General features: G+C 59.9%; 20 protein-coding genes. 11 read left to right on the top strand and 9 right to left on the bottom strand.

Annotated elements, in window-relative coordinates; translation table 11 throughout:
* The first annotated feature begins 1 nt into the window (after nucleotide 1).
* A complete protein-coding gene (gene galU, locus ACR0DO_RS11520) occupies nucleotides 2-895 on the top strand; it encodes a UTP--glucose-1-phosphate uridylyltransferase GalU (protein ID WP_480558852.1) in 894 nt (297 codons plus the stop codon).
* A 172-nt stretch (nucleotides 896-1,067) separates the two neighbouring features.
* On the top strand, nucleotides 1,068-2,144 hold the full coding sequence (locus tag ACR0DO_RS11515; RefSeq protein ID WP_480558850.1) for a DUF2793 domain-containing protein: 1,077 nt from the start codon (nucleotides 1,068-1,070) through the stop codon (nucleotides 2,142-2,144).
* Between the two features lie 31 nt (nucleotides 2,145-2,175).
* On the opposite strand, the gene fcl is transcribed toward ACR0DO_RS11515, so the two are convergent.
* The 3 genes from fcl to ACR0DO_RS11500 form a co-directional block, all read right to left on the bottom strand.
* A complete protein-coding gene (fcl, locus tag ACR0DO_RS11510) occupies nucleotides 2,176-3,153 on the bottom strand; it encodes a GDP-L-fucose synthase (RefSeq protein WP_480558848.1) in 978 nt (325 codons plus the stop codon).
* Between the two features lie 10 nt (nucleotides 3,154-3,163).
* Complete coding sequence (gmd, locus tag ACR0DO_RS11505) at nucleotides 3,164-4,288, bottom strand: GDP-mannose 4,6-dehydratase (protein ID WP_480558846.1); 1,125 nt, start codon at nucleotides 4,286-4,288, stop codon at nucleotides 3,164-3,166.
* A 195-nt stretch (nucleotides 4,289-4,483) separates the two neighbouring features.
* Nucleotides 4,484-5,368 carry a phytanoyl-CoA dioxygenase family protein gene (locus ACR0DO_RS11500; protein ID WP_480558844.1) on the bottom strand — a complete coding sequence of 295 codons (885 nt, stop codon included), beginning with the start codon at nucleotides 5,366-5,368 and terminating at the stop codon, nucleotides 4,484-4,486.
* A gap of 103 nt (nucleotides 5,369-5,471) precedes the next feature.
* Between ACR0DO_RS11500 and ACR0DO_RS11495 the strand changes: the two genes are divergently transcribed.
* The gene (locus tag ACR0DO_RS11495) at nucleotides 5,472-6,362 is read left to right on the top strand and encodes a LysR family transcriptional regulator (RefSeq protein WP_480558842.1); all 891 of its coding nucleotides are present in this window, start codon (nucleotides 5,472-5,474) and stop codon (nucleotides 6,360-6,362) included.
* On the opposite strand, the gene ACR0DO_RS11490 is transcribed toward ACR0DO_RS11495, so the two are convergent.
* From ACR0DO_RS11490 to ACR0DO_RS11480, 3 genes are read right to left on the bottom strand one after another with little or no spacing between them, the layout of a single operon-like run.
* Entirely contained in the window at nucleotides 6,335-7,414 is a 1,080-nt protein-coding gene (locus ACR0DO_RS11490; protein ID WP_480558840.1) for a helix-turn-helix domain-containing protein, read from the bottom strand. The genes ACR0DO_RS11495 and ACR0DO_RS11490 overlap by 28 nt on opposite strands.
* A 58-nt stretch (nucleotides 7,415-7,472) precedes the next feature.
* Complete coding sequence (locus tag ACR0DO_RS11485) at nucleotides 7,473-8,219, bottom strand: anti-sigma factor (protein ID WP_480558838.1); 747 nt, start codon at nucleotides 8,217-8,219, stop codon at nucleotides 7,473-7,475.
* Complete coding sequence (locus ACR0DO_RS11480) at nucleotides 8,216-8,752, bottom strand: RNA polymerase sigma factor (protein ID WP_480558836.1); 537 nt, start codon at nucleotides 8,750-8,752, stop codon at nucleotides 8,216-8,218. The genes ACR0DO_RS11485 and ACR0DO_RS11480 overlap by 4 nt, the downstream gene beginning before the upstream one ends.
* Before the next feature lie 229 nt (nucleotides 8,753-8,981).
* Between ACR0DO_RS11480 and ACR0DO_RS11475 the strand changes: the two genes are divergently transcribed.
* Complete coding sequence (locus tag ACR0DO_RS11475) at nucleotides 8,982-11,288, top strand: Tex family protein (RefSeq protein WP_480558834.1); 2,307 nt, start codon at nucleotides 8,982-8,984, stop codon at nucleotides 11,286-11,288.
* 38 nt (nucleotides 11,289-11,326) lie between these two features.
* Here ACR0DO_RS11475 and ACR0DO_RS11470 read toward each other — a convergent pair whose 3' ends face one another.
* Nucleotides 11,327-12,586, bottom strand: a complete 1,260-nt coding sequence (locus tag ACR0DO_RS11470) for a replication initiation protein (RefSeq protein ID WP_480558832.1) — start codon at nucleotides 12,584-12,586, stop codon at nucleotides 11,327-11,329.
* Between the two features lie 581 nt (nucleotides 12,587-13,167).
* Between ACR0DO_RS11470 and ACR0DO_RS11465 the strand changes: the two genes are divergently transcribed.
* Nucleotides 13,168-14,553 carry an AAA family ATPase gene (locus tag ACR0DO_RS11465; RefSeq protein ID WP_480558830.1) on the top strand — a complete coding sequence of 462 codons (1,386 nt, stop codon included), beginning with the start codon at nucleotides 13,168-13,170 and terminating at the stop codon, nucleotides 14,551-14,553.
* A complete protein-coding gene (locus ACR0DO_RS11460; protein WP_480558828.1) occupies nucleotides 14,546-15,631 on the top strand; it encodes a ParB/RepB/Spo0J family partition protein in 1,086 nt (361 codons plus the stop codon). The genes ACR0DO_RS11465 and ACR0DO_RS11460 overlap by 8 nt, the downstream gene beginning before the upstream one ends.
* A gap of 589 nt (nucleotides 15,632-16,220) precedes the next feature.
* Here ACR0DO_RS11460 and ACR0DO_RS11455 read toward each other — a convergent pair.
* Nucleotides 16,221-16,997: a FadR/GntR family transcriptional regulator gene (locus ACR0DO_RS11455; RefSeq protein ID WP_170673923.1), complete on the bottom strand. Its 777-nt coding sequence runs from the start codon at nucleotides 16,995-16,997 to the stop codon at nucleotides 16,221-16,223.
* A gap of 333 nt (nucleotides 16,998-17,330) precedes the next feature.
* Here ACR0DO_RS11455 and ACR0DO_RS11450 point away from each other — a divergent pair, with 333 nt between their 5' ends.
* From ACR0DO_RS11450 to dld, 4 genes are all read left to right on the top strand, one after another.
* Nucleotides 17,331-18,380: a TRAP transporter substrate-binding protein gene (locus ACR0DO_RS11450; RefSeq protein ID WP_480558826.1), complete on the top strand. Its 1,050-nt coding sequence runs from the start codon at nucleotides 17,331-17,333 to the stop codon at nucleotides 18,378-18,380.
* Nucleotides 18,381-18,496: 116 nt separating this feature from the next.
* Complete coding sequence (locus ACR0DO_RS11445) at nucleotides 18,497-20,560, top strand: TRAP transporter large permease subunit (protein WP_480558824.1); 2,064 nt, start codon at nucleotides 18,497-18,499, stop codon at nucleotides 20,558-20,560.
* 11 nt (nucleotides 20,561-20,571) lie between these two features.
* On the top strand, nucleotides 20,572-21,723 hold the full coding sequence (locus ACR0DO_RS11440; RefSeq protein ID WP_480558822.1) for an alpha-hydroxy acid oxidase: 1,152 nt from the start codon (nucleotides 20,572-20,574) through the stop codon (nucleotides 21,721-21,723).
* A gap of 18 nt (nucleotides 21,724-21,741) precedes the next feature.
* Complete coding sequence (gene dld, locus ACR0DO_RS11435; RefSeq protein ID WP_480558820.1) at nucleotides 21,742-23,436, top strand: D-lactate dehydrogenase; 1,695 nt, start codon at nucleotides 21,742-21,744, stop codon at nucleotides 23,434-23,436.
* On the opposite strand, the gene ACR0DO_RS11430 is transcribed toward dld, so the two are convergent.
* Nucleotides 23,433-24,518, bottom strand: a complete 1,086-nt coding sequence (locus ACR0DO_RS11430) for a LacI family DNA-binding transcriptional regulator (protein WP_480558818.1) — start codon at nucleotides 24,516-24,518, stop codon at nucleotides 23,433-23,435. The two genes, dld and ACR0DO_RS11430, sit on opposite strands and share 4 nt — an antisense overlap.
* Before the next feature lie 42 nt (nucleotides 24,519-24,560).
* On the opposite strand from ACR0DO_RS11430, the gene ACR0DO_RS11425 reads away from it, so the two are divergent.
* Nucleotides 24,561-26,876 carry a DUF1989 domain-containing protein gene (locus tag ACR0DO_RS11425; RefSeq protein ID WP_480558816.1) on the top strand — a complete coding sequence of 772 codons (2,316 nt, stop codon included), beginning with the start codon at nucleotides 24,561-24,563 and terminating at the stop codon, nucleotides 26,874-26,876.
* Nucleotides 26,877-26,908: the final 32 nt, after the last annotated feature.

Below are 26,908 nucleotides of genomic sequence, written 5' to 3'. Positions count from 1 at the left end.
AATGGCACGTAAAGTCACAAAGGCGATCTTCCCCGTCGCAGGACTTGGCACCCGGTTCCTGCCAGCAACAAAGTCGGTCCCGAAAGAGATCATGACTTTGGTCGATCGCCCGCTGGTGCAATACGCCATCGACGAGGCGCGCGCCGCCGGCATCACTGAATTCATCTTTGTAACGTCACGCGGCAAATCCGCTCTGGAGGACTATTTCGACCACAATCTGGTTCTCGAGCAGGAATTGAAAGCCAAGGGCAAGGATCAGCTGCTGGAAACGCTGAGCGCAACCAATATGGAAAGCGGCGCAATCGCCTATATCCGCCAGCACAAGGCCCTGGGTCTGGGCCACGCGGTCTGGTGTGCCCGCCGTCTGATCGGCGATGAACCCTTTGCGGTGATGCTGCCCGATGACGTGATCGCTGGCGACACGCCCTGCCTGAAGCAGATGGTCGAAGCCTATGAGGAAACCGGCGGCAACATGGTTGCGGCCATGGAAGTTCCGGCTGACAAAACTAGCGCTTACGGCGTTCTGGATGTGGGTGAAAACATCGGCTCGGTCGTCCGTGCACGCGGTATGGTCGAAAAACCGAAACCCGAAGAGGCGCCGTCGAACTTGGCCGTCATCGGGCGCTACATTCTGGGCCCATCGGTCCTGTATAACCTGAACCAGATGAAAAAGGGCAGCGGCGGTGAAATCCAGCTGACCGACGCCATTGCCGAGGATATCGGGAACGGTGTGCCGGTCTTTGGCTACAAGTTCGACGGTCAGCGGTTTGACTGCGGGTCCAAATCCGGCTTCCTGCAAGCCACGGTTGCCTTTGCACTGGCCCGCGATGACCTACGCGAAGACCTGAGCCAGTATCTGCACGACATCATCGCCACAGGGCAGGCCGCGCAGTAACGTGCTGCTTTCAGGATTTTAGCCGGGGCGTTCAGCGCCCCGGCTTTTTTGTGCCCTCAAAGATTAGCAAATGGTTTTTCGGGCGTCCGGCCCGGTCAGACGGGATTCATGCACAGCACGGCAATGTGGCGCACAATGCAATTGTCTGACCGACAGCCTCAGGAGGACGCCCGTGTCACAGAACTCTCCCCGATTGAACCTGCCTTTTCTGCAGCCGTCACAGGCGCGGAAACACGTCACCCATAACGAGGCGTTGCGGCAGCTGGACCTGATCACGCAACTGAGCGTGGCCACGACAAATGCCACGACCCCGCCCGCCGTACCGGATCAAGGAGAGGTGCACGCATTGGGCGCAGCCCCCACGGGGGACTGGACCGGACAGGCCGGAAAGCTGGCCGCGTGGCTGGACAATGCCTGGCATTTCGTCACGCCCGGCACGGGCTGGCGTGCCTGGGACGAAAGCGCCGGGCAAATGAAAATCTGGGATGGTGCTGCTTGGATTGACCCTCCGGTCGCGACACAAAACCTAAACGGCGTGGGGATCGCCACAAGTTATGACAGCACGAACCGCCTTTCGTTACGGTCTCCGGCAACGCTTCTCAGCCATGACGGCGGCGGGCACCAGTTGAAGATCAACAAGGCCAATGCGGGCGACACTGCCTCGTTGCTTTTTCAATCCAACTGGACCGGACATGCCGAGATGGGTCTGTCGGGCAATACCAACTTTGCGATCAAAGTCTCGCCCGATGGCAGCACCTGGACTGACGCGCTGAGCTTCGACCCCACGACCGGAACCGCCAGCGGCGCGGCGGTTCAGGCCAGTGCTGATGACACGACCGCCGGTCACCTGATGCGGGCGGATTATGGCTATGGCCCAGGCAACCTGCTGGGTGTCGCGGCGCAGAACGGCGGCACTCCGACCGGGGCCGTCATCGAACGCGGGTCGAACGCAAACGGCGACTATGTGCGCTTTGCCGATGGCACCCAGATTTGCACCGTCTCTCTGGCGGCCACAGGTTGCACGAATGCAGAAGGTGCCTTGTTCGCAAGCGGCGCGGCGGTCTGGGATTTCCCGGTGTCTTTCGCAGCAGGCTCAACCGTGGCTGTGTCCGGCAGCGGAGGCGCTGCCACCCGGTTCATGGGGTTTGATGCGCCGACTGACGCTCAGGTGGGGTTCAAGGTTCTGTCCACCGCAAGCGATGCGACGGCGCTGGCACCAACGGCCACTGCAATTGGCCGCTGGTTCTGATCTCTAATTGCCCGGGTTCGCGTCCGGGCTTTTACTTGGCGCGCAAATCCGCGTCTGCCTGATCCAGGAACCAGGCATAGGTTTCGCGAATTCCGTCTTCCAGACCAACACGCGCGCGCCAACCCATATCGGCCAGACGAGACACATCCATCAGTTTCCGCATGGTGCCATCCGGTTTGCTGACGTCCTGGGTGATCTTGCCGGTGAATCCGGTGGTTTTCGCCACCAGGGCCGCCAGTTCCGCGATCGAGACATCGTCACCACAGCCCACGTTGATATGGCTCAGCATCGGCTGGGTGTTCGCCTCATAAACATCACGCGGCAGGTCGAGCACGAACAGCGAGGCCTCGGCCATGTCATCCACATGCAGGAATTCGCGGCGGGGTTTGCCGGTGCCCCAGATCACGACCTCATCTTGCCCATCCCGCTGCGCCTCATGGAACCGACGGATCAAGGCAGGCAGCACATGGCTGTTTTCCGGGTGGAAATTGTCGCCCGGCCCATAGAGGTTGGTCGGCATGACCGAGCGGTAATCGACCCCATGCTGCCGGTTATAGCTTTCACACAGCTTGATCCCGGCGATCTTGGCCACCGCATAGGGTTCGTTGGTCGGCTCAAGTACGCCGGTCAGCAACGCATCTTCGCGCATCGGCTGCGGCACAGCGCGCGGGTAGATGCAGGAACTGCCCAGTTGCAGCAGGTTCTTCACCCCGGCGGCAAAGGCCTGATGGATCACGTTACATTCGATCATCAGGTTGTCGTAGATGAAATCCGCTGGGTAGGTGTTGTTGGCGTGAATACCGCCCACCTTGGCCGCGGCCAGGATCACGACATCCGGGCGTTCGGACTGCATGAAATCACGTACGGCGGCCTGATCGGTCAGGTCCAGCTCAGCATGCGTACGGGTGACCAGCTCAAGCGCTTCGCCCGCATCCTTGCGATCCTGCAAACGGCGCAGGATTGCGCCACCGACCATGCCGCGGTGGCCTGCTACGTAGATCTTGCGCATGGCGCCCTCCTCAGCCGTTTTCCAGACTTACCGGCAACTCATAGCCATGCTCTTTCAACAGCGCATGGCGTTTCGCGGTCTTGAGGTCCTCGACGACCATCTCGGCGCACATTTCCTGAACAGTCAGTTCAGGTTCCCAACCCAGCTTGGTTTTGGCATTTGACGGATCACCCAGCAGCGTTTCCACCTCGGCCGGGCGGAAATATTGCGGGTCGATGCGCATGATCACGTCGCCCGGCTTCAGGGCCGGTGCATTGTCGCCCTCGATCGATTTGACCGTTGCAATCTCATCAACGCCCTCGCCCGAGAACTCCAGCGTGACACCCAGTTCCGCCGCCGACCATTCGATGAACTGACGGACCGAGTACTGAACGCCGGTCGCGATCACGAAATCTTCGGGGTTGTCCTGTTGCAGCATCAGCCATTGCATCCGCACATAGTCTTTCGCGTGGCCCCAATCGCGCAGGCTGTCGATGTTGCCCATATACAGACAGTTTTCCAGACCCTGTGCGATGTTTGCCAGACCGCGGGTGATCTTGCGGGTCACAAAGGTCTCGCCGCGGCGGGGGCTCTCGTGGTTGAACAGGATGCCGTTGCAGGCATACATGCCATAGGCCTCACGGTAGTTCACCGTGATCCAGTAGGAATACAGCTTGGCCACCGCATAGGGCGAGCGCGGGTGGAACGGCGTCGTCTCGCGCTGCGGGATTTCCTGCACCAGACCATACAGCTCCGATGTCGAGGCCTGGTAGAACCGGGTTTTCTTCTCAAGCCCAAGGAACCGGATCGCCTCAAGCAGGCGCAACGTGCCGATGGCATCGACATCGGCGGTATATTCCGGAGATTCAAAACTGACCGCGACATGGGACTGCGCGCCGAGGTTGTAAACCTCGTCCGGCTGCACTTCCTGAATGATTCGCGTCAGGTTCGACGTATCGCTGAGGTCGCCGTAATGCAGATACAGATTTGGGTTGGGAACATGCGGATCCTGATAGATATGGTCGATCCGCTGCGTGTTGAACGAGGACGCGCGGCGCTTAATCCCATGAACTTCATAGCCTTTTTCTAGCAAGAATTCGGCCAGATAGGACCCGTCCTGTCCGGTAATACCGGTAATCAACGCCTTTTTTGTCATCGTTTTTTCCCACGGAATACTGTGTGCATCTTTGACGCCTCAGAAACAGCAAGAAGTCGCGGAATGCAACCCAAGGCGGGAAATCGCTGCGAAAACCGGCGGCAGGTTCCTGCCTGCACGCCGGTCAGGGAAATCGAACGATAACAGAGGTTTTGCAACAGCGACGAAGTCAGCGGCTACCGCTGTCTGCCGTGGTCAGCTTGCACCATATAATGGAACCGCGCTTTTCGCCCCATCCGCCAGCGCCTTGCTCTGATCCCGGCGCACCTGCTCGTAAAGGGCCAGCGCCTGATCCGAGAACAGGTGGCTTGGCGGCTCGACATGCACAAAGTTTGATTGCCCGTCCTGCCCACGCGCCAACATGGCATAGTCACGATCCGCAACCAGCTGTTTTGCATTGGGGTTCAGATAGCGGATGGCGAGGCCGATCCTACGGTCATCGGACCGGTTCGGGCCCGAGCCGTGAATGGTCAGCCCGTGATGCAGGGACATCTGTCCCGGTGTCAGTTCGATATGGGTCTTGTCGTCCTCTGCCACATCAACGGCAACCTCCTGCCCGCGCGACAGCAGGTTGGTTTCGGAATAGGTGTCGTTATGCGGCAGGATCGGGTTCTTGTGGCTGCCCTGCACAAAATCCATGCAGCCGCTTGCGACCGTGGCCGGAGACAGCGCAATCCAGGCGGTGACCTGATCCGGCGTTTCACCCATGCCCCAATAGGTCAGGTCCTGATGCATACCCACGGTTTGATCAGTATGCGCCTCTTTGATGAAAAACTCGGCAGACCAGACCATGATATCCGGGCCCAAAACACCCTCGACCACATCCAAAACTCTGGGGTCCAGCGCGATCCTGGTCGCCAGCGGGATTACCAGATGCGCATTTACGCGCTTGTAGGTGTTCAACGGCAGGGGCAAATCCGCAGCCAACCAATCCTGTTCAATCTGTTCCAGCTCAGCGCGAATCTCGGCGGATTCCTGGGCTGAGAAAATCGTCAGCGGAAAAAGAAACCCGTCTTCCCAATACTGTGCGGATTGGGCTGCAGTCAGCGCGGTTTCAGACTTTGGGGCGGTTTGCGGCATGTCGTCCCTCTTGGATGCGTGTCGCTGCAGGATAGGGCACAAACCAATCAGACCAGCGCGCAACCTCTTGCCCGTGAGGATAAGTTCAGCTTAGCCTTTACGCATGTCGTCCCGCATCCCCTCTCTCAACTGGTTGCGCGTATTCGAGGCCGCGGCCCGCACCGAAAGCTTTGCCCGCGCGGCCACTCAGCTGAACATGTCGGCAGCAGCTGTCAGCCAGCAGGTCAAGGCGTTGGAAACCCGGCTGGGCACGCCGCTATTTCAACGTCATGCCCACGCGGTGACCCTGACCGAGGCGGGACGGGCCTATCTGCCGTCGGTCCAACAATCCCTGCTGATGCTGGAAACCGCGACCACCGGGCTGTTTGGCGAAACCCGGGCGCACCGGTTATTTGTACAGTCCGTCCTGTTGTTCGCGCATGGCGTGGTTGCCGGTGGTTTGCCGGATTTTCAGGCCGCGCATCCGCAGATCAACCTGTCCCTGACCACCGGCAATCAGGTGTCGGATTTCGCCAATCAGTTCACCGATTTGCAGATCGTGTTTGGCAACCCGGCGCTTTATGGAGCTGAAAGCGACAGGGTGTTGCATGAAACGCTTTACCCAATGGCCCCGCCGGAGATTGCAGCGCAGATCCAAAGCCCGCCGGACCTGTTTCAATTCCCGCTGATCGAGGTGTCGACCCATCGCGCAAGCTGGCTGCACCTGTTCGAAACCCTGCGCCTGCCGGCCGGTCAGGCGCGGTTTTTCTTTGCCGACAATTCGCTGATGGCGGCCGAGCTTTCGGCCAGCGGCGGCGGTATCGCGCTGGCTCGCGCGCCCGCGTCGGATCGCATCATGCACCTCTCGGGCCTTGTCCCCTGCCTGCCGGACATTCAGATTGCCGGGCAGGAAGCCTATCATCTGGTCTATCCCTCGCGCGCCGCGCTGCGCCCTCCGGCACGCGCCTTTCGCGATTGGCTGCTGGATTACAGCGCCGCAGTCCAGACCCGGTAACGCCCCTGCCCCGTCACCTCGCGGATCAAACCGCGCCGGGTGAAGCGGTCGATATTGCGTTGCACCGCCGCGCGTGAGGCTTTCGTCAATTCTTCGGCCAGCGGCGCCGAGACCATGGGCCACGCGGTCAGAACGTCGATCAACAGCGGTGGTGTCCGCCCGCTGAGCCCGCTGGTGGCCTCGCGCGCGCGCTGCTCCCAGGCGCTGACCCGGTCCAGATGCATCAGCGCGGCCAGTGCCGCCTGCCCTGCCCCCCGAACCCAGGCCGAGAGCTTTTCGTCCACCTCCCCTGCCCCGCGCAACGCGCCAGGACCGGACAGGGCCAAAGGCATGAACATCGCCCCGCCCCGCCCCATCGTGGCCGCATGGCGGGCCGCGATGATTGCGGCCTCGGTATCCTGGCCAATGCCCTGCGACAGCGCGCGCCAGGCGTGAAAGGCCATTGCGGCCTGCGTGACCGGGTGCAACCCTGCGGAATTTCGCATCACTTCGGCCAGATCGGCCACTGTTTCCGGAATGTCCTCGTACCCCTGTGCCATCCGGTCCAGAAAGGCAGTCAGGCCAGTCTCCCACCCGCCCTCTGAGGGACCGGGACCTGCCGTAAGCCGCCGCACCGCCCATCCGGCGCGGAACAGCGCCTGAACGTCGTCTCCGGTTGCACCGATGCGCAGACCGGTCCACAGCGCCAGCCGATCCACACTGATCCGGTCGCCGGTCCACCAGCCCAGATCGGACACATCCATCAGGGCCAGCCGATGGGTCCACCCATCCGGCCCCGTACGCAACCGTTCGTCCAACGCACCGAAGATCGCAGCCAGATCGGCCAGTTCATAAGACAGCTCGGCCTGCGCCGCGCGCCAGTCCCGCGGATCGAACAACAGGCGACGGTCGGCCTTGGGGCCGGGGATCAGGTAATCTTCTGCCGCCTCTTCATCCTCGGGCGGCAGAAACCACAGATCTTCGTCTTCGGGCGGGTCCGCGTCATAGATACTCGGAGGACCAACCGCATCGGCGTCCTCATCCGGATCAGGTATGACAGGTTTTGTCGTCATATCCGGTATATTTCGGGGAATTGCCGCGGTTCACAAGGCGTTTTTGCGCCCCATGCCCTCAGCCCGGGAAACTTGTGGTCAGGATGTCCAGCTGCCCGGCCAGATCGGTCTGATCCCTGGCGCCAATCAGCATGTATCCATACCCATCCTGCGCCCAGGTCGCCGTGGCCAATCCGCTGAGAACCGCCTCTTTCAGTTCCCTTGTCGGCGCGCCTTCGCCCTGCCGGATCACACAAAAGGCAAAAGGCTGACCCTGTTCGTCGGCAAATACGACCTGAACCAGCGGCTTGCCCTTGAAGGACAGAATCTGCGCGCGCTTCAGCTCTCCGCCCGGCAGCGCCTCAAGCGCCGCGCGGTTCAGCGACCGCCCCAGCTGTTCCTCGGCCATCGCAAACTGCGCATCCAGCGCCTGGGGCGAGCTGTCCAGCGACGCGATCGTGTCCGGTGTATAGAGCGACTGATAAATCGCCGCCTGCGCGGCCCAGCCCAAAGGTTTCGGACGCGTGAACCAGTAGGTGGCGGATACGGCCACAACCGCGACCGAGGCCGCTACGGCCAACAATCGCAACCCACCGCCCGCGGGCCGAACGGGCGCAGCAGGCGCGTGCTCGGGCAGATCGACCAAAGGCGTTTCGGCGGGAACACGCTCGAACACCGCCTGCACCACAGGCGCAAACGGGTCTAGCGCCATCAGGCGCTGCTCAAGCTCGGGGTCGGCCTCAACCGCGCTTTCGATGGCGCGGGCCTCGGCCTCGTCCAGTTTGCCTTCCAGATACGCTGTCAGCGTCTCGTCGGAAAACTTCATTTGCCACTCCGTCGAACGGCGTCTGCCGCCTCATGCTGCATCACGGTTTTCAGTTTCTGCCGGGCGTTGGACAGCCGGCTCATGATCGTTCCTATCGGCACCTCCAGCAACGCGGCGGCCTCGCGGTAGCTATAGCCCTCGACGAACACAAGCATGACCGTCTCACGCTGCGCTTCCGGCAGTTGCATCACTTGAGTAAACACTTCAGCGGCAAAAATATTCGTTTCCGCGTCCGGTCCTGCGGCAATCAGTTCCGCTTCGGGCGTGACCGACAGCGCCTGTGCCTTGCGGACCGAACGTGCCCGCACCTCGTTCAGCCAGATCGAGCGGCAGATTGTGATCAGCCAACTGTCCAGCCGCTCATAGGACGTCACCTGATGATGGCGTTCCAGCGCGCGCAGACAGGTGGATTGCAACAGGTCGTCGGCCACGTCCGACGCACCGGACAGCGCCAGCCCGAACCGCCAGACGCGCTTTGAATGCATCTGGATCGCGCCGCGCACGGCCTGTTCCGAGCTTGTTTCACCACTCATCGAAAATTCGCGACCTGCGTATCTGTCATTCACGGACCGGGGTCCGAAGGCTCAGAATTGACATAGCCCGAGGAAGAAAAAAATGAAACGTCTGATCCGAGCCGATATGTCAAAGTCGCAAAATCCCGGCGCGATGATCCGCAGGGCTTTGCCGAACAGGTCCGATCCCCCTTCCCCTTGGGGATGCGGCTGGCTAAGAAGTTCGTCCAGACATTTTCAGGAGGCCCCCTTGGACCGCATTGCCCGCACCATCGCCACCGAGATCAGCGCCCGACCCGAACAGGTTGGCGCCGCGGTGAAACTGCTGGATGAAGGGGCCACCGTCCCCTTCGTCGCCCGGTACCGCAAAGAGGTGACCGGCGGGTTGGACGATACCCAACTGCGCACCCTGTCCGACCGCCTGACCTATCTGCGAGAGCTTGAGGCCCGGCGCGAGACCATTCTGGGTTCGATCAAGGACCAGGGCAAGCTGACCGACGATCTGGCCAAATCCATCGCGCAGGCCGAGACCAAGGCGCAGCTGGAAGACATTTATCTGCCTTACAAACCCAAGCGCCGCACCAAGGCAATGATTGCACGGGAAAACGGGCTGGAGCCGCTGGCCGACGCCATTCTGGACGACCGGTCCGCCGATCCCGAAGCTTTGGCGCAAGGTTATGTGACCGAGGCGGTGCCGACCCCAAAAGACGCGCTGAACGGCGCGCGGGACATCATTACCGAACGGCTGACCGAAAACGCCGCCCTTCTGGGCGAACTGCGCGACTTCATGCAGCGTGAGGCGCTGCTGACCTCGAAAGTGATTGACGGCAAGGAACAGGAAGGCGCCAAGTTCAGCGACTATTTCGGCCACACTGAGCTTTGGTCGAAAACCCCGTCGCACCGCGCGCTGGCGATGCTGCGGGCCTCAAAAGAAGGAATCGTGACGCTGGATATCGCGCCGGAACCCGAAGCGGGTGCGGCCCGCGCCGAATCCATCGTCGCCGCCCATCTGCATACGCGCGGCGAAGGCCCCGCCGATGTGTGGCTGCGCAAAGTGGCCGGATGGACCTGGCGGGTGAAATTGTCCCTTTCGATGATGGTTGAGCTGATGGCGGACCTGCGCAGCCGGGCTCAGGACGAGGCCATTCAGGTTTTCTCTCGTAATCTCAAGGACTTGCTATTTGCTGCACCGGCCGGAGCGCGGCCGACGCTGGGTCTGGACCCCGGTATCCGTACCGGCGTCAAAGCAGCTGTGGTGGATGCCACGGGCAAGGTGGTCGCGACGGATACGCTCTACCCGTTTCAGCCAAAGAACGATCTGCGTGGCGCGCAGGCGGCTGTTCTGAACCTGGTTGCAACCCACAAGATCGAACTGATCGCCATCGGCAACGGCACCGCCAGCCGCGAAACCGAGAAGATGGTGGCCGACGCGCTGAAGCTGCTGCCCAAAACCGTTAAGGCCCCGACCAAGGTGGTTGTGTCCGAAGCCGGTGCGTCGGTCTATTCCGCCTCGGAACTGGCCGCGCGCGAATTTCCCGACCTCGACGTGTCTCTGCGCGGCGCCGTGTCCATCGCCCGACGATTGCAGGACCCGCTGGCCGAGTTGGTCAAAATCGAACCAAAGTCAATCGGCGTAGGTCAGTACCAGCATGACGTGGACCAGCACCGCCTGTCGCAATCCCTCGCCTCGGTGATCGAGGACGTGGTGAACGCAGTGGGCGTCGATCTGAACACGGCCTCGGCCCCCCTGCTCTCTCATGTCTCGGGCCTGGGGCCCGGTCTGGCCGAAGCGATTGTGCTGCACCGCGACGTGAACGGCGCGTTTCAATCGCGCAAGGAGTTGCTGAAAGTGGCCCGCCTTGGCCCCCGCGCTTATGAGCAATGTGCCGGCTTTTTGCGCATACGCGACGGCTCGGAACCCTTGGACGCGTCTTCGGTTCACCCCGAAGCTTATGACGTGGCGCGTCGGGTCGTTTCCGCCTGCGGGCGCGATATCCGTCAGATCATGGGCCATGACGGCGCTTTGAAAGGGCTGAGGGCCGAGCAATTCGTCAACGACACGTTCGGCCTGCCCACCGTACAGGACATCTTTGCCGAGCTGGAAAAGCCCGGTCGCGACCCGCGGCCGAGTTTTGTCACCGCCTCGTTCACCGATGGCGTCGAAGAGATCACCGATCTGAAACCGGGAATGGTGCTGGAAGGCACCGTCACCAATGTTGCCGCCTTTGGTGCTTTTGTGGATATCGGCGTGCATCAGGACGGGTTGGTGCATGTCAGCCAACTGGCCGACAGGTTCGTCAAGGATCCGCATGAGGTGGTCAAGACCGGACAGGTGGTCAAAGTCACTGTGGTGGACGTGGACGTCCCTCGCAAACGGATCGGCCTGACGATGCGCAAAGATGGCGGTACTTCGGCACGCGAAGATCGGGCCAGTCGCGGGCCCCAAAAAAGCTCCCACTCATCAAAAGCCAAAGGATCACAACGCGCAAAATCTGACAGTAATGCGCACAACAGCGCGTTTGCAGATGCGCTCAAGTCGGCGATGAAGGACCGTTGAAGTTCTGAGGGGCTGTGAGCAGCCCCTTTTCCAAACGCTTAGGTAAATACGTCGGGCTCAAGTTCTTCCCAGAAATCAAAGATAGCGTTGGCGTTCAAACCCGAACGCCAGCCATGAGCGCGGAAATGTTCCCGGTCCAAATCGTTGTCGAGCCCTGCCAGGAACAGCCGTTTGTCCGCATCCCTCTGCGTTGGGTTTCGCCGCGAAACCAGCTCTTCGACGATGGACAACTTGCGCGACCGCTCCGCTCGTTCCGCTGAGCGCGCTGCATAGGCCTGATCTTCCTGTGCCTTCTCGGCCTCTCGCACACGCGCGGCTTCGATGGCCTCAGGACTGGGCTCAGCCGGTGCTTCCTTTTCCGGCGGCTGATAATCGTCGCGTAAAGCCGCAGACAGATATCCGACCGTGGACTTCACGTCGCCCTGCCCGCTGACATAGTCGAGCTTTTGCTGCACGTAGTCCTCGCCGTGTTCAGCGATCCATTGACGTGCAAGCCGATCCGACACCCCCTGTTTGCGCAGCGTCTTGTAGACCTGCAGATTGCGAACGCCATCGCTGTCGTCAATTTCGAACATCGCCTTTTGCGGGTTCCCCTTGATCAGAAACCGGATATCGGTGACGGTGCGGCCCTTTTTCTGAAACTCGGGTTCGATCAGAATGTCCGAGCTTTTGTTCACCTCGGCAACGGCCGGCTTGATGATCTTCGCATTGAGGTGCTTGAAGCTGCTGTAATAGTCGCTGCCATCCACCCCCATGAGCTTGCGGAACACATCCAGCGCCCACCATCCGGTCGAGCCGGTCCGTACGAAACGATAGCAATTCTCATAAAGCGCCAGGCCATGGCCCGAACTGAAGTTCCTTTGAATTTGGACGTTGATCAGGGCATAGATTTTAGGATCGTACAATTTCTGCGCCAGAGCCGGAGAATAGGCATATTCGCAAATTCCGTTCTTCAGCTTGGCAAAACTGAGCAGCGAAGACACGCCCCATTCCTGTCGCCCCTGTTCGTCCAGCATGTCCCATTCTGCGACGGTTTCAGCCAACGCCCGCAGGCTCGCGCGCAACGTGTCGAAATCATTCGAGTTGTACCCCACCATCATCGCAAGGGTTCGTGCGTCAATCGTGTGCGTCGGCGCAGAGGTCAGTGCGTCATAGGCATTCAGCAACAGAACATTGGACAGCTTACGCTGCAACAACGTGAGCTTGCCGCTGATGTGAATCGCGGCGACGTTTTTCTTGACCGTCTCCCGGCGCAAAGCACCAGAGAGCTGATCCATATCCAGTTGGGTATCCGGCATGATTCTGCCTGACTGCTCATTTTCCGTATTTCTGACATGAAAAGTACCTGCGGATCAAATCAATTTGGGTACCCAAATACAGGAAGATCGGAATCCCGTATCCGGGTACCTCATGTGAAATTTGCCCGAGTTATCCACAAAATTGATATGTACATGGGCTTCAAATGGACTCTGCCGTCGAGCTCGCACCAACAGAAGGCCCGGATTTAGGGTCTAAACTCGCTGAAAATTCAAAGCCCTGCGAATCGGCTCCCTTCTTCCCGAAAGCCGGGACCCTTCATCCTGTGTACGGGTTCCTTTGGTACCGGAATCGGGTTCCTTTAGTACCGTATTCAGGTGCCCAAAACAAGTTTACGCATTGTTTTATTTAGACTTTTACGGCGCAAAGATTCTAAAACTTCTAAAAATAATAAACTCTTTGTTGGACTGTGTGTTCATTTTTCTTTTAGTTTCGTGACGAAACCCAAAGCCAATACCGAATTCTGCGGAAAACCTTCTTTCAAAGGATAGCCTCAACGCTAAATGTTCGCTATGTTGGGCAATATACGCCGATAAGGCGAACATTATCTGAGGCATCGACAGTGAATAAATCTACCCAACCTCCTCTGCCGCCCTATTTGAACTTGGACCCCGAGCTTGCAGCGGGAAAGCTGCCCGATCCTATCGGCACCTCTCGATTCGCAAAAGCGGCTACATTCTGTGCCAAGGGGCGCGAAGATCTGGCTCGTCGCGGATATGCTCCGGATGGAGAGAAACGACTTCGCCGTTTCTCGATTTGGGAGATCACCAAATACCTAATCCCGGTAGCTCCGGCCCATTTGCGCCGGGTGTTGAAGGCCAACCCGGACCTGCCCCAAGGTGAGGGCGAGGCCGGTTCGAAATGGTTCACGCTTGAAGAAGTGCTTGCACTCAGAAAGTATTTTGCTGCCGAAGGCGTCAGCACCAAGGAGTATTTGCCGTACCGACCGGAAGGACTGCCGGCAAAAGTTGTGGCAGTTGCCAATTTCAAAGGCGGTGTTGGCAAAACGTCGACTGCCGCACATCTGGCCATGTCGGCCGCATTGGACGGGTACAAAGTGCTGGTCGTTGATCTGGACAGTCAAGGGTCGATGACCTCGATCCTGGGGGGGAATGTTTCCGACGAATGGCAAACGGTATTCCCCCTGATTGCCAAGGATTATGCAAGGGCCGTGCAGGAAGAGAACCGGGTTCGGACTGCGGCAGGTCAGCCAGAGATTCCGCTGGATGAAACACTGCAAGAAGCACTGAACACCCTGCCCCGGGATGTTATCCAGAAAACGCACTGGCCAAATATCGATCTGATTGGCGCCCAGCTGAACCTGTATTGGGCCGAATTTCAGATTCCAGTCTGGCGAATGGGCTTGCGAAGCTGGCCGCTGTGGGACGGATTGACCAATTTCCTGCACGACGAGGGCGTTCTAAATGATTATGACATCGTATTCCTCGATACGCCTCCTGCACTTGGGTACCTAACGATCAATGCGCTGGCGGCGGCGGATATTCTGTTGGTTCCCCTGGGTGCGTCATTTCTTGAATTTGACTCGACGGGTCGGTTCTTCGACATGCTCTACACCACCTTTGCAAGCATTGAAGACGGTGAGAACGCGGCCCAGCGAGCCGCGGGCCTGCCCGAGCTCAAATTCGAATGGGACGTCGTAAGGGCGATCATCACCCGGTTCGACGCCAGCCAGCAGACGGATATGGCCAACGTCATTCAGGCCTATTTCGGCGATTTCATGAACGCTTACCGGCAGGACTACACCGCGTTGGTCGGGCAGGCCGGTGAACAGGTCAACGGCATCTATGAAGCCGACTACAGGGATTTCAACCGGGATACATATGTCAGGGGCCGGGAAACATTTGACCGCACCTACGCCGAATTCAAACAAGTTCTGATCGGCTGCTGGTGGCGCGACGCTCAGATGGGAGGAGAAGCAGATGGCTAAACGCAGAAGATTGACCGCTCCGGATACTGCGGAACTGGAACAGCTCGAGGCCGGTTTCGCGGCGAAACCCTCAATCAGCCCGTTTGAGACCAAGTCATCGACGCCTCCGATTGCTCAGGTCGCGGCAGAAGCTGCGACTTTGAACGGCATGACCGCTGTCACGGATAGGCTTGCACTGGCGCAGGACCAGGGGGATGCCGCCCGGTGGCGCGACGCACAGGATGCGGGATTGGTGGCGGAGCGGTTGCCGCTGGATCAGATCAATGCGGATTTCATTCGCCGCGACCGTATGGTCGAAGACGAAGAGGCCATGTCCGAACTGTTGGAATCGCTGCGCGTCCATGGCCTGCGTACCCCGATCGAGGTGACACGGGACGGAGATGGCTACGGGTTGATCTCGGGATTCAGGCGCCTGGACGCCTTTCGGCGCCTTGCGGGAACGGATCCGCGTTTTGCGGATATCCCTGCTTTCATTCGCGAGGCGGGCTCCGGTCAGGGTGCCTATGTCTCGATGGTCGAGGAAAACGAACTGAGGTCGAACCTCAGCCCCTATGAACGCGGTCGCATCGCGGTGCTGGCTGCGGGGCAGGGGGTGTTTGCGTCGACCGAGGCCGCCGTCGACGTTCTGTTCGCGGCGGCGTCCAAGGCCAAACGGTCCAAGGTTCGCAGCTTTGCGATGGTGCATGAGGCGTTGGGCGATCTGCTGCAACATCCCGTTGCCCTGTCTGAGAAGTCTGGCTTGAAACTGGCCTCGGCGTTGCGGGACGGTGCGCAGACCAAACTGCGGCAGGCATTGGCCGGGGTAGGGGAACTGGACCCGAAATCGGAATGGGCTTTGCTGGAGGCTGCTCTGAAGACATCGCCTGCCCCTGCGAAAGACAAAGCGCGTGGGGGCCGACCACAGCAGGTTCAGCGTCTTTCACCTGTCGCACTGTCTGGGGGGGGCGATATTGTAGCCGAGGTTTCTGCCGGAGAACTGCGCATTCGCATTCGCGGGAAAGATGTCTCTGCCGAAGACGCTCAGATCATCGTCGGGCAGCTTGCCGAATACCTTGGAGAGTTTCGCAGCGAAACCTGAGCTTGGACCAAAGTGCCAAGCGCCGTGGCGATATCGCGGGTGATGTGCATAATGATCATTTTTTGCGCATAACGGTAACTGTACGCAACATAGCTGGTCACTGCGAATGCTGATTATGAGTGGGTGAAACTGTAAGACGGAAATGTGCCGCCAGATATGCGGTTGTGTCGCAAACCTTCTTGGAGCCTTCAATACTTGGGAGGCTATTCCCTTGGCTTTCAGTTTGACGCCAAGCGCTGGCTGAATCTGGGCACCGAAAGACCGAAAGCCACGAAGGTCGACCCAAATTTACCCATTCACATGATGTGCATAGGAATAATACTCCACGCAAAACACTTTCCGAAACTACCCAACCTGGGTGCGTCGCTGACCAAATACACCGGCGCGTGGGACTTCGCAGCCATGCTGTCAGCCGGATGGTCTGATTATGACACGTTCAGGGCGGGCGGGATCATTGGCATGTTGCCCGGCGGTGGCATTGTGGACACCGTTGGCGTCAGCGCGATCAAGCACAAGATGAACCACCAGAATTTGCGGCTGAGCTTTGCCTATGATCGCAGGGGTGATGACATTGCCAGCCGTGTGACTGTTAATGCTCTGACAACATCCGGCGTTTTTCAGCCATGGTTTCGCGGCGGTCGCGTTCGATCCCCAGCCTGAAGGACTCTTCGACGAAATCGATGTGATCAACTGCGGCTTTTGCGGCGCGCGGCTCATCCCCGTCGATCACTGCCTTCCCCAGTTCCATATGCTGAGCCAGAAGCTGTTCGCCGGTGCCGTCAATCGTCTTCAGGAAATCGCGATTGTAGAATACGCCCTTGCGCGTGAGTTCGTAGATCGAGGCCATCATGTGGATCAGGGTCGCATTCTGACTGGCATCCACAATTGCCGTGTGCAGCGCGAAATCGGCCTCCTGCGCGGCCTTGGTGTCGTTCTCCTGCCAGGCCCGTTCATTTTCGGTCAGGATTTCCGCGATCCGTTCCTTGTCGGCCTTGGTCGCGCGCCGGGCGGCAAGACGCGCGGCAAAGCTCTCCTGTTCGCGCCGGTATTCCAGGTAATCGAAAAAGGCAGGCTCGTGCCGTTCATAAAGCGCCAACAGTGCAGGCATCATCGCCTGGCCCGTCAGGGCGGCGACAAACGTGCCCTCGCCATGCTGAGTGGTGACAAGGCCGCGTTCTTCCAGAGCCGCCAGCGCTTCGCGCAGCTTGGGGCGTGACACCCGCAGCATTTCGGCAAGATCCCGTTCCGAGGGCAGTTTGCGGCCCTGTTTCAGGATGCCGGATGCGATCAGGTCCTCGATCTGGGCGATGACGGCCTCGGCCAGCGATTCGTGTCCGACCGGTTCAAAAATCGCCGTGGGCCTCATGGCGTTGTGCCTCCGCTAGATGTCAGACTTAGACTTACTGGTAAACAAATATAACCATGTCGGTTAAAAACTCAAGCGATCGTGGAATGCAGCAATTAAGGGCCTAGCATTATGTAATTGAATGGAAATTACGAGAATCATGAATTCTTGCCGCATTGAAACGCTTCGAATGACGCAATTCAAATGTGGATGAGTAATGGGTTGACGAGGCCTGTGGTTAACAAACTTGTTGACTGGTTAATACTGGTAAAGTTAGTTTACCACCGGAGAGGCGCTGGAAGAGCCTGCGCCACTGATTGGGGTAGATGCCCTGACCAACCTGGAGGAGATTTCATGAAAAAGACCCTGACGAGCCTCGCCGTGGCCGCCAGCCTGATGGCCGCACCTGCGGTCGCCGCTGACAAGCTGCTGCTGAAAACCCCGATCGCATTCTCGACCGAGCTGCCGGGCCTTGGCTCGCCGATCCCGCGTGTAGCCGAGCAGCTGGACCTGATGTCCGGCGGCACACTGAAGATGAAAGTCTACGAGCCGGGCAAACTGGTTCCGCCGTTCGAGATTCTGGATGCCGTTTCCACCGGCAAGATCAACTCGGGCTACACCACCGCCGGTTACTGGGCAGGTAAAATCCCGGCCGCGCCGCTGTTCTCGGCTGTCCCGTTCGGCCCCGAGGCGGGCGAATATATGGCGTGGATGTACTATGGCAACGGTCTGAAACTGTATCAGGAGATGTATGATCAGGCGGGTTACAACGTCCATGTCATCCCCTGCGCCATCATTGCCCCCGAAACCTCGGGCTGGTTCGCAACCGAGATCAATAGCCCCGAAGACCTGAACGGTCTGAAGATGCGCTTCTTCGGTCTGGGTGGCAAAGTCATGCAGAAACTGGGCGTTGCGACCTCGCTGCTGCCGGGCGGTGAAATCTTCCCCGCGCTGGAAAAAGGCGCTATCGACGCGACCGAGTTCTCGATGCCTGCCATCGATGCGCGTCTGGGTTTCCACAAGCTGGTCAAGTTCAACTACTTCCCGGGCTGGCACCAGCAGGCGACCGTATTTGAACTGATGATCAACAAGGACGTCTGGAACGAAGCCAGCGATCAGCACAAGGCAATCATCGAAAACGCCTGTAAGGCTTCGATGGCGGACAGCTTTGCCGAAGGCGAAGCCATTCAGCACGCCGCTCTGATCGACAACGTTGAAAACAACGGTGTCACCATCAAGCAGTGGTCGCCTGAAATGCTGGATACGTTCCGTGCAACCTGGGAAGAGGTTGCCGCTGAAGAAGCCGCCAACGACGCCTTCTTTGCACAGGTTCTGGCCGACATGAACGAGTTCCGTGACGGCTACGACCTTTGGAAAACGAACGCTTTCCTCCCTCGTCAGTAACCTCCCAACTGACATCGTCGGGGCGGCTGTAACCGCCGCTCCGGCCCTTTTCCTTTATTCTCGGAATTTCTAACCAATCACTGCCCGCACGCCGGGCTGCTGAGCGAGGAATGACCATGGCCAGCCAAAAAAACTTCAACGATCCGGTCGAAGCCTATGAGGGCATCCTGGAGCACCCCGAGACAGACCGTCAGAAAATCGCCGTTGCCATAGACACTGGCGTAAAGGCCGTCGGCCATGTGGTCATGTGGGCAAACGTGTTGCTGATGGGGGCGATTTTCGCTCAGGTCTCGCTGCGTTACCTGTTCAGCCAGAACTATCCCAAACTGGATGAGATCCAGTGGCATTTCTACGGCATCGTCACGATGATCGGTATCTCTTATGCCTTGATCACGGACAGCCATGTGCGCGTCGACGTGCTGCATATGCAACTGTCACGCCGCGCGCAGCGGGTCATCGAGGTGATCGGCATTCTGACCCTGCTGACCCCGTTCATCTATCTGATGATCGATCAGGGATACGACTATTTCTATGAAAGCTTCCGCGTCAACGAACGGTCGGACAGCCCGACCGGCCTGCCTGCACGCTGGGCATTCAAGGCGGTCATTCCGCTCAGCTTTGTCCTGTTGGCACTGGCTGCACTGGCGCGGCTGATCCATGACGGGCATGCGTTGCTGTACGGACCCGAGACCGAGCGCGAAGGCGCGCCGCTGCGCCGGATCCTGCTGGTGCTGGCCGTGTTCGCCGTCGTCTGCGTCGGCCTGACCTTCCTGGTCGAAACGACCGAGGAAAAGCTGGTCATCGCGATGTTCCTGACGTTCATCGCGCTGCTGTTTACCGGGTATCCGGTGGCCTGGGTTCTGGCCGGTGTCGGCGTGGCCTTCTGTGGCCTGGCCTATCTGTTCGACAATGACCTGATGCTGTGGACAGGCCTGGAAGGCACCCTGACCGGGCTGGATTACCTGACCCTTGGTGCGGTGGTGAACCGGGTCTATGCGACCATGTCCAACGCGGTTCTGGTGGCCCTGCCGATGTTCATCTTCATGGGCCTGATGCTGGATGAATCCGGTGTGGCCGAGCGTCTGATGTCCTCAATGCAGCGCCTGTTCGGCACCGTCCGCGGGGGTCTGGCGATCACCGTGACCCTGATCGGGATCATTCTGGCCGCCTCGACCGGTATCATCGGAGCATCCGTGGTGCTGCTGGGCGTGCTGTCGCTGCCCTCGATGATGCAGCAGAAATACCAGCCGACGCTGGCTGCCGGCGTGGTTTCCGCGTCGGGTACGCTGGGCATCCTGATCCCGCCGTCGATCATGCTGGTGATCATGGCCGACCAGATGGCGCTTTCGGTGGGCGACCTGTTCATGGCTGCGGTCTTTCCCGGTGTGATCATCGGCGGGCTTTACCTGACCTACATCTTCATCCTTGCATTGGTGAAACGCGACGCGGCCCCCGTGCCCGAAGGCGCCAAGGCCCCCGACTGGGCCGCCGTCAAGGATGTGCTGATCGCGGTTATCCCGACGCTGATGCTGATCCTGGCCGTGTTGGGCTCGATCTTTGCCGGTCTGACCACTCCGACCGAGGCCTCGGGCATCGGTGCGCTGGGTGCCACGCTGCTGGCCCTGGGCTATCGCAAGCTGACCTTCAAAAAACTGTGGAACGTGCTGGTCTCGACCTTCAACACCACCGCTTACATTTTCGCGATCTTCCTTGGCGCGACCGTGTTCTCATATGTCCTGCGTGAGCTGGGCGGGGATGAGCTGATCGAACATGTGGTGCAGTCCACAGGGTTCGGGGCCAATGGCACCATCCTGTTCATCCTGTTCATCGTCTTCCTGCTGGGCTTTGTGCTGGACTGGATCGAGATCACGCTGATCGTGCTGCCCCTGATGCGCCCGATCGTGAACGGGCTGGGCATCGACATTCCGGGCTTTGGCGTTCTGGACGAGCCCGCGCTGGTCTGGTTCGTGATCCTGGTTGCGGTGACGCTGCAAACCAGCTTCCTGACCCCGCCGGTTGGCTTTGCGCTGTTCTATCTGAAAGGCGTCTGCCCGCCCGAGATCAAGCTGACGCACATCTACAAGGGCATCATCCCCTTCGTGCTGCTGCAGCTGACCGGTCTGGCGTTGGTCTTCCTGTGGCCGACCCTTGCCACTTGGCTGCCCTCGGTCGCTTACTAAGGAGCTGCACCATGCGTCTGAACCAATGTCATAACTTCCACGACTTCCGGCGGCTGGCCAAACAGCGGTTGCCGGGGCCGATCTTCAACTACATCGACGGTGGCGCGGATGATGAGGTGACCTATCGGGAAAACACCCATTCGTTCGACCGCTGCGACCTGTTGCCGTCGGTGCTGCGCGGGGTGAAGGACGTGGACATGTCCGTTACCGTGATGGGGCAAAAGCTGGACATGCCGATCTATTGCTCACCCACCGCGCTGCAGCGCCTGTTCCACCATCAGGGCGAACGCGCCGTGGCGGCAGCGGCCGAGAAATACGGCACCATGTTCGGTGTGTCTTCGCTGGGCACCGTGTCGCTGGAAGAGCTGCGCAAGAAGCACAAGAACCCGCAGGTCTATCAGTTCTATTTCCACAAGGACCGCGGTTTGAACGCGGCCATGATGCAGCGCGCCAAAGAAGCGGGCGTCGAGGTGATGATGCTGACCGTGGACAGCATCACCGGCGGCAACCGCGAACGTGATCTGCGCACCGGCTTCTCGATCCCGTTCCGGCTGACGCTGGGCGGCATGATCCAGTTTGCGATCAAACCGATGTGGGGCATCAACTATGTTACCCACGAGAAATTCCGCCTGCCGCAACTGGAAGAACACGTGGATATGGGCGGTGGTGCCAGCTCGATCGGTGGGTATTTCACCGACATGCTGGACCCGTCGATGAACTGGGATGACGTGGCGCAGATGGTGCGCGACTGGGACGGTCAGTTCTGCCTGAAGGGCATCATGACCGTCGAAGACGCCAAGCGCGCGGCTGAAATCGGCTGCACCGGCATCATCCTGTCGAACCACGGTGGCCGCCAGCTGGACGGCTCGCGCACGCCGTTTGATCAACTGTCCGAGATCGTCGACGCCGTCGGCGACAAACTGGACGTGATGATGGACAGCGGCATTCAGCGCGGAACGCACGTTCTGAAGGCGCTGTCGCTGGGCGCCAAGGCGGTCGGTGTCGGTCGGCATTACCTGTATCCGCTGGCCGCAGCAGGGCAGGCGGGTGTCGAACGTGCTCTTGGCCTGATGCGGGCCGAGATCGAGCGCGACATGAAACTGATGGGTGTCACCAGCGTCGATCAACTGAGCCGCGATAACATCCGCTTTCGCGCCGCATAAACCGTAACGGGGGCTGCCATGACCAATGAGGAACTAATCAAACATTTCCGTTCCATCGTTGGGCCGCGCCATGTCTTGACCGGAGAACGCGCGACGGAGCGGTTTCGTCGCGGGTTTCGTTCGGGCGAGGGTGAGGCGCTGTGCGTCATTCAGCCCGGTTCCCTGCTGGAGCAGTGGAAAGTGCTGCAGGCCTGTGTTGCGGCGGACAAGATCGTCATCATGCAGGCCGCCAATACCGGCCTGACCGAAGGCTCGACCCCTTCGGGCAGCTATGACCGCGACGTGGTGCTGATCAATACGCGTCGGATGGACGCTCTGGTACCGTTGAACAATGGCCAGCAGATCGTCAGCTTTCCCGGCGCCACTCTGTTCGCGCTGGAAAAGATGCTGGCCCCACTGGGGCGTGAGCCGCATTCGGTGATCGGGTCTTCGTGCATCGGGGCATCGATTGTCGGTGGCGTCTGCAACAATTCGGGCGGATCGCTGGTTGAACGAGGTCCGGTCTATACCGAACTGTCGGTCTATGCGCAGATCACCGAGGCAGGTGAGCTGGAACTGGTCAACCATCTGGGCATTGATCTGGGCAACACGCCCGAGGAAATTCTGGCCAGCCTGGATGCAGGCACGTTCGAGCGTAATCCGGGGGCAACGAACAAACGCGCCTCGGCCAGTGATTACGCGCAGATCGTGCGGGACGTAGACGCCGAAACTCCGGCGCGGTTCAATGCGGACAAGGCCAAGCTGTTCGAATCCGCCGGGTCTGCTGGCAAGATGGCGGTCTTTGCCGTACGGCTTGATACCTTCCCCAAGAATGCGGCCGAGAAGGTTTTTTACATCGGCAGCAACAGCGCGGATGATCTGGCGGCGCTGCGTCGCCATATCCTGTCTGAATTTAAGTCCCTGCCGGTGTCCGCTGAATACATGCAGCGCGAGGTGTTCGACCTCACTGCAAAATACGGCAAGGACACGGTTGTGATGATCGACAAGCTGGGAACCGACCGGTTGCCGATGTTTTTTGCCATGAAGGGGGCAGTCGATGCGCGGCTGCGGCGCATTCCGTTCCTGCGCAACTTCACCGACCGGTTCATGCAGGCGGCGGTCTCGGTCTGGCCTCGGGTTCTGCCAAAGCGGATGGTCGAGTTCCGTGACCGCTATGAACACCATCTGATCCTGAAAATGAAGGATGACGGTATTGCCGAGGCCAGTGACTGGCTGCCCGAATTTCTGAAAGACCGCGATGCGGATTTCTTCGAATGCACCGCGCGTGAGGCGAAAATCGCCGGTCTGCACCGCTTTGCCGCCGCCGGAGCCGCCGTGCGTTACATGGCGATCCACGCGAATGAGGTCGAAGACATCATCGCGCTCGACGTCGCGCTGCGCCGCAACGATCAGGACTGGCTTGAGAAACTGCCGCCCGAGATCGAGAATCAACTGGTTCACAAGCTGTATTACGGTCACTTCATGTGCCACGTGATGCATCAGGACTATGTGGTCAAAAAAGGGGCCGATCCCAAGGCGCTGAAAGCGGCGATGCTGGACCTGTTCGATCAGCGCGGTGCCGAATACCCGGCCGAGCACAATGTCGGGCATCTCTACAAGGCCAAGCCCGATCTGGCGGCGCATTACAAATGCTGCGACCCGACCAACTCGTTCAACCCCGGTATTGGCAAGATGTCCAAGGTGCGCAATTACGGTGAGGACAGTGCCGCCTAGCCGGTTTTGCGCCGACTGACCGATTGCCGTTCGACCAGCCGCGCCTCAAGCCGTTCCGCGCCGGGTCGCTTCTGTTCCGAGATCCAGCGCGCCAGGGCAATGGCGGCTTTCTCGCCCATTTGGGTTACGGGCAGATGCACCGTTGTAATCGGGGGCACTGCAACGGCGGAACTGGGCAGATCGTCGATGCCAACCAATGAAACGTCACCAGGCACGGAAATGCCCTCGGCCTGAAGCCCGAACAGGACACCCAGCGCAACCACGTCCGACAGGCAAAGAATGGCGTCCGGCTTTTGGGGCAGGGCGCAAATCTGTCTGGCGGCGTCCGCACCGCCCTGATGGCTGATATCGGTCTCGAAAGCTGTCAGCTCTGCGGTCATGGGCAGGGCGCGCAAACCGGACAAACGCGCGCGGGTCCGGTCGTTGTCATGGGTCGGGCCATGCACAACCGCAATGCGCTGATGGCGCAAATCTATCAGATGCTGCAAGGCAAGTCGCGCTGCGCCCGCGTTGTCGTATCCGATGGTCGGCAGCGGGTTTTCTGCATCGTAGAAAGAGGTGATGATCGTCGGCAGCATTGTCCGCTCAATCAGGTCATGAAGCGCGGTGCTGTGCGTGGCACCCGTGATGATCAGACCTTCGGCCCCGATATCCACCAGACTTTTCGCTTTTTCGGCCTCGATATCCGGGTCCGAGTCAGTTGTGGCTACAACAAGGGACAGTTCGTGCGCGGACAGGGTGCGTTCGAGCGCTGCAAGGAAACGGGCAAAGATCGCGTTGTCCAGAGTGGGCACCAAGGCACCAACAAACCGGGTTCGCCCGGAATTGATCGCCCGCGCAGCGGCGCTTGGAACGAATTTCAGCTGGGCAATTGCGGCCTGAACCTTTTCCAGCGTGTCCTTCTTGACCACGCCGGGCTCATTCAGGACCCGCGACACCGTGGCGACCGATACGCCCGCAGCTTTTGCTACATCTCTGAGATTTGCGCGTTTTTTGGGCTCGGGGGCTTTTTGCGTCACCGGGTTTTGCGTCCGTTTTTCAGGGTCTCTGAGGAAAGAGTTGACATATGTAACTAGTTTCATCAACCTCTGTAACTAGTTACATTAGCGAGAATCTGACACACCATGCTGGGATCTTCGGTCTTACATGCGTTTACGAATACCGGGTTTGACGGCCCTGGACGCCGGTTTCCGGGGTTCCCAAAGGCCTCGGGTACGCGGACCCACAAGCTGGCCCCGCGTGAGGCGGTCAGGTTGGCGTTGGTGCCGGGGGACTTGCTGTCGCTGGAGGGGCTGGGTCAGTCCTTGGACCTCGTGGTGTTCACCGAGGACGGGCAGGCCACGCCAAAAGCTCTGGGGCTTGAGGCAAACACACAGATCGACTGCGCCGATTTTGACAGCGCCCGCTTCGTCGGCTGGACCCAGGCGCAGGGCGGCAGGCTGCCGGTCTTCGGTCATCGGCTGGGTCAGATCACCGATCCGCTGATCCTGCGCGCGGATCAAAAGATAACTGTCTGGGCAATCCGGCCCGTGCCGGTTGCGGCTTTGGTCGAGGGCGCAAATACCGGCTGCGTTATTGTCCGGCACAAACCTGCGGTCTCGAGCGGTCCGCATCTACCGCCTCTGCTGGGTGATACGAGGGACGAATTCACCGTGCCGCGGGGCAGTGCCTTCGCCTATGAGCTCAAGGCAGGGGAATTCGTCCAGATCATCGATGTCGAAGGGCAGCAATGCTCCGATTTCATGGCGCTGCGGTCCGATGGTTTGGACCAAGGCGTTGAGCGGATGATCGACTCGACCGCGACCCGGTCGATGGTGCGCCGCGCCTATCCCGGCCCTGGTTTGCTGGACAAGTTCTTCGACCGTGAGATGCGGCCCCTGCTGAACGTCGTGCAGGATACTTGCGGGCGGCATGACACCTTTGGTCTGGCCTGCACTGCACGCGGTTACGAGGATCGGGGTTTTCCCGGTCATCTGAATTGTTCTGACAACATGTCGAACGCATTGGCGCCTTATGGCGTGGCGCGGCGGGCGGCATGGCCTGCGATCAACTTTTTCTGGAACACCTGGATCGACCCGGCGACCCACCACATCCTGACCGAAGAATCCCACTCGCGCCCCGGAGACTACGTCACCATGCGCGCCTTGACGGATCTGGTCTGCGTCTCGACCGCCTGTCCTGATGACATCGATCCGATCAATGGCTGGAACCCGACGGATGTGCATGTGCGCATCTACCGCCCCGAAACGCCGATCCGCCGCGCGGTTGCCTATCGTGAAAAGGAAGATGCCCCGATGTCGATCAGTCAGGAATCCGCCTTTCACGACCGCTTGGCCCCGCTGACCCAGCACTTTGCCCCGGCGCGGGATCTGTGGGCACCCGTCAGCTATCCGGCACATGGCACGCTGGGCGAATACTGGGCCTGCCGTCAGGCCGTAACCGTGCAGGACATGAGCGGTCTGCGCAAATTCGACATCATCGGTCCGGATGCCGAAGCGCTGCTGCAGCGGGCCACCACGCGCAACGTCGCGAAACTGCCGGTCTGGCGCGGGTTTTATACGCTGATCTGTGACGAGAGCGGTTCGGTCATCGACGATGGCACCCTGTTCCGCCTCGCGCCCGAGATTTTCCGCTGGTGTTGCGGGTCCGAGGAAAGCGGTCGCGTGTTACAGGCGCTGGCCGATGAACGCGGCCTGCAAGTTCGGGTCCATGCGTTGCGCGGCGCGATGCCGAACCTGGCCATTCAGGGACCAAAGTCGCGCGACCTGCTGCGCAAGATCGCCTTTACGCAACCGCATGTGCCCGCGTTGGACCACCTGAAATGGTTCGGCGTGACCGTGGCCCGCCTGCGCGATCGCGAAGGCGCTCCGTTCATGCTGTCGCGCTCCGGGTACACCGGAGAACTGGGGTATGAGGTTTTCTGCGCCAAATCCGATGCCGTCGCGATCTGGGATGCGGTTATGGCGGCGGGTGAGGAATTCGGGATCACCCCGATGGGCTCGGCCGCGCTGGACATCATCCGGATCGAGGCCGGGCTGGCCGCAGCGAACGCCGAATTCGCGCCGGGCGTCGATGCCTTCGAGGCCGGGCTTGGCTTTGCCGTTGATCTGAACAAGTCCGACTTTACCGGCAAAGCTGCTCTGGAACGCAATGCGCGCGACCCGCGCCGTACGCTCAAGGGGTTACTGATCGGCTGCGATGACGTACCGGCCCATGCTGCCCCGGTTTTTGCCGGTGAGCGGCAAGTGGGTGTGGTCACATCAGCCACCCGCTCACCCATGCTGGAACACGCCGTCGCCATGGCGCGGCTGTCGGTCGAACATGCGGAAAACGGCACCCGGCTTGAGATCGGCCAACTCGATGGGCGGATGAAGCGGCTGGGGGCCACCGTCACGGACATTCCATTCATAGACCCGCACCGTAAGCGGGCGCGCGCCTGACGCGCATGAACCTCAACCCAACGGGAGATTTA

This window comes from Ruegeria sp. AM9 (assembly GCF_056540565.1).
The sequence above is the reverse complement of the archived record's forward strand: the minus strand, read 5'-3'. Positions and strand labels throughout refer to the sequence as shown.

Excerpts from the sequence above, each read along its gene's own strand:
- dld (WP_480558820.1), top strand. The coding sequence starts at position 21,742 with ATGACCAATGAGGAACTAATCAAACATTTCCGTTCCATCGTTGGGCCG.
- ACR0DO_RS11440 (WP_480558822.1), top strand. The coding sequence starts at position 20,572 with ATGCGTCTGAACCAATGTCATAACTTCCACGACTTCCGGCGGCTGGCC.
- fcl (WP_480558848.1), bottom strand. The coding sequence starts at position 3,153 with ATGCGCAAGATCTACGTAGCAGGCCACCGCGGCATGGTCGGTGGCGCA.
- ACR0DO_RS11495 (WP_480558842.1), top strand. The coding sequence starts at position 5,472 with ATGTCGTCCCGCATCCCCTCTCTCAACTGGTTGCGCGTATTCGAGGCC.
- ACR0DO_RS11425 (WP_480558816.1), top strand. The coding sequence starts at position 24,561 with ATGCTGGGATCTTCGGTCTTACATGCGTTTACGAATACCGGGTTTGAC.
- galU (WP_480558852.1), top strand. The coding sequence starts at position 2 with ATGGCACGTAAAGTCACAAAGGCGATCTTCCCCGTCGCAGGACTTGGC.
- ACR0DO_RS11490 (WP_480558840.1), bottom strand. The coding sequence starts at position 7,414 with ATGACGACAAAACCTGTCATACCTGATCCGGATGAGGACGCCGATGCG.
- ACR0DO_RS11445 (WP_480558824.1), top strand. The coding sequence starts at position 18,497 with ATGGCCAGCCAAAAAAACTTCAACGATCCGGTCGAAGCCTATGAGGGC.
- ACR0DO_RS11455 (WP_170673923.1), bottom strand. The coding sequence starts at position 16,997 with ATGAGGCCCACGGCGATTTTTGAACCGGTCGGACACGAATCGCTGGCC.
- ACR0DO_RS11485 (WP_480558838.1), bottom strand. The coding sequence starts at position 8,219 with ATGAAGTTTTCCGACGAGACGCTGACAGCGTATCTGGAAGGCAAACTG.
- ACR0DO_RS11480 (WP_480558836.1), bottom strand. The coding sequence starts at position 8,752 with ATGAGTGGTGAAACAAGCTCGGAACAGGCCGTGCGCGGCGCGATCCAG.
- ACR0DO_RS11500 (WP_480558844.1), bottom strand. The coding sequence starts at position 5,368 with ATGCCGCAAACCGCCCCAAAGTCTGAAACCGCGCTGACTGCAGCCCAA.
- ACR0DO_RS11460 (WP_480558828.1), top strand. The coding sequence starts at position 14,546 with ATGGCTAAACGCAGAAGATTGACCGCTCCGGATACTGCGGAACTGGAA.
- ACR0DO_RS11470 (WP_480558832.1), bottom strand. The coding sequence starts at position 12,586 with ATGCCGGATACCCAACTGGATATGGATCAGCTCTCTGGTGCTTTGCGC.
- gmd (WP_480558846.1), bottom strand. The coding sequence starts at position 4,288 with ATGACAAAAAAGGCGTTGATTACCGGTATTACCGGACAGGACGGGTCC.
- ACR0DO_RS11450 (WP_480558826.1), top strand. The coding sequence starts at position 17,331 with ATGAAAAAGACCCTGACGAGCCTCGCCGTGGCCGCCAGCCTGATGGCC.
- ACR0DO_RS11430 (WP_480558818.1), bottom strand. The coding sequence starts at position 24,518 with ATGAAACTAGTTACATATGTCAACTCTTTCCTCAGAGACCCTGAAAAA.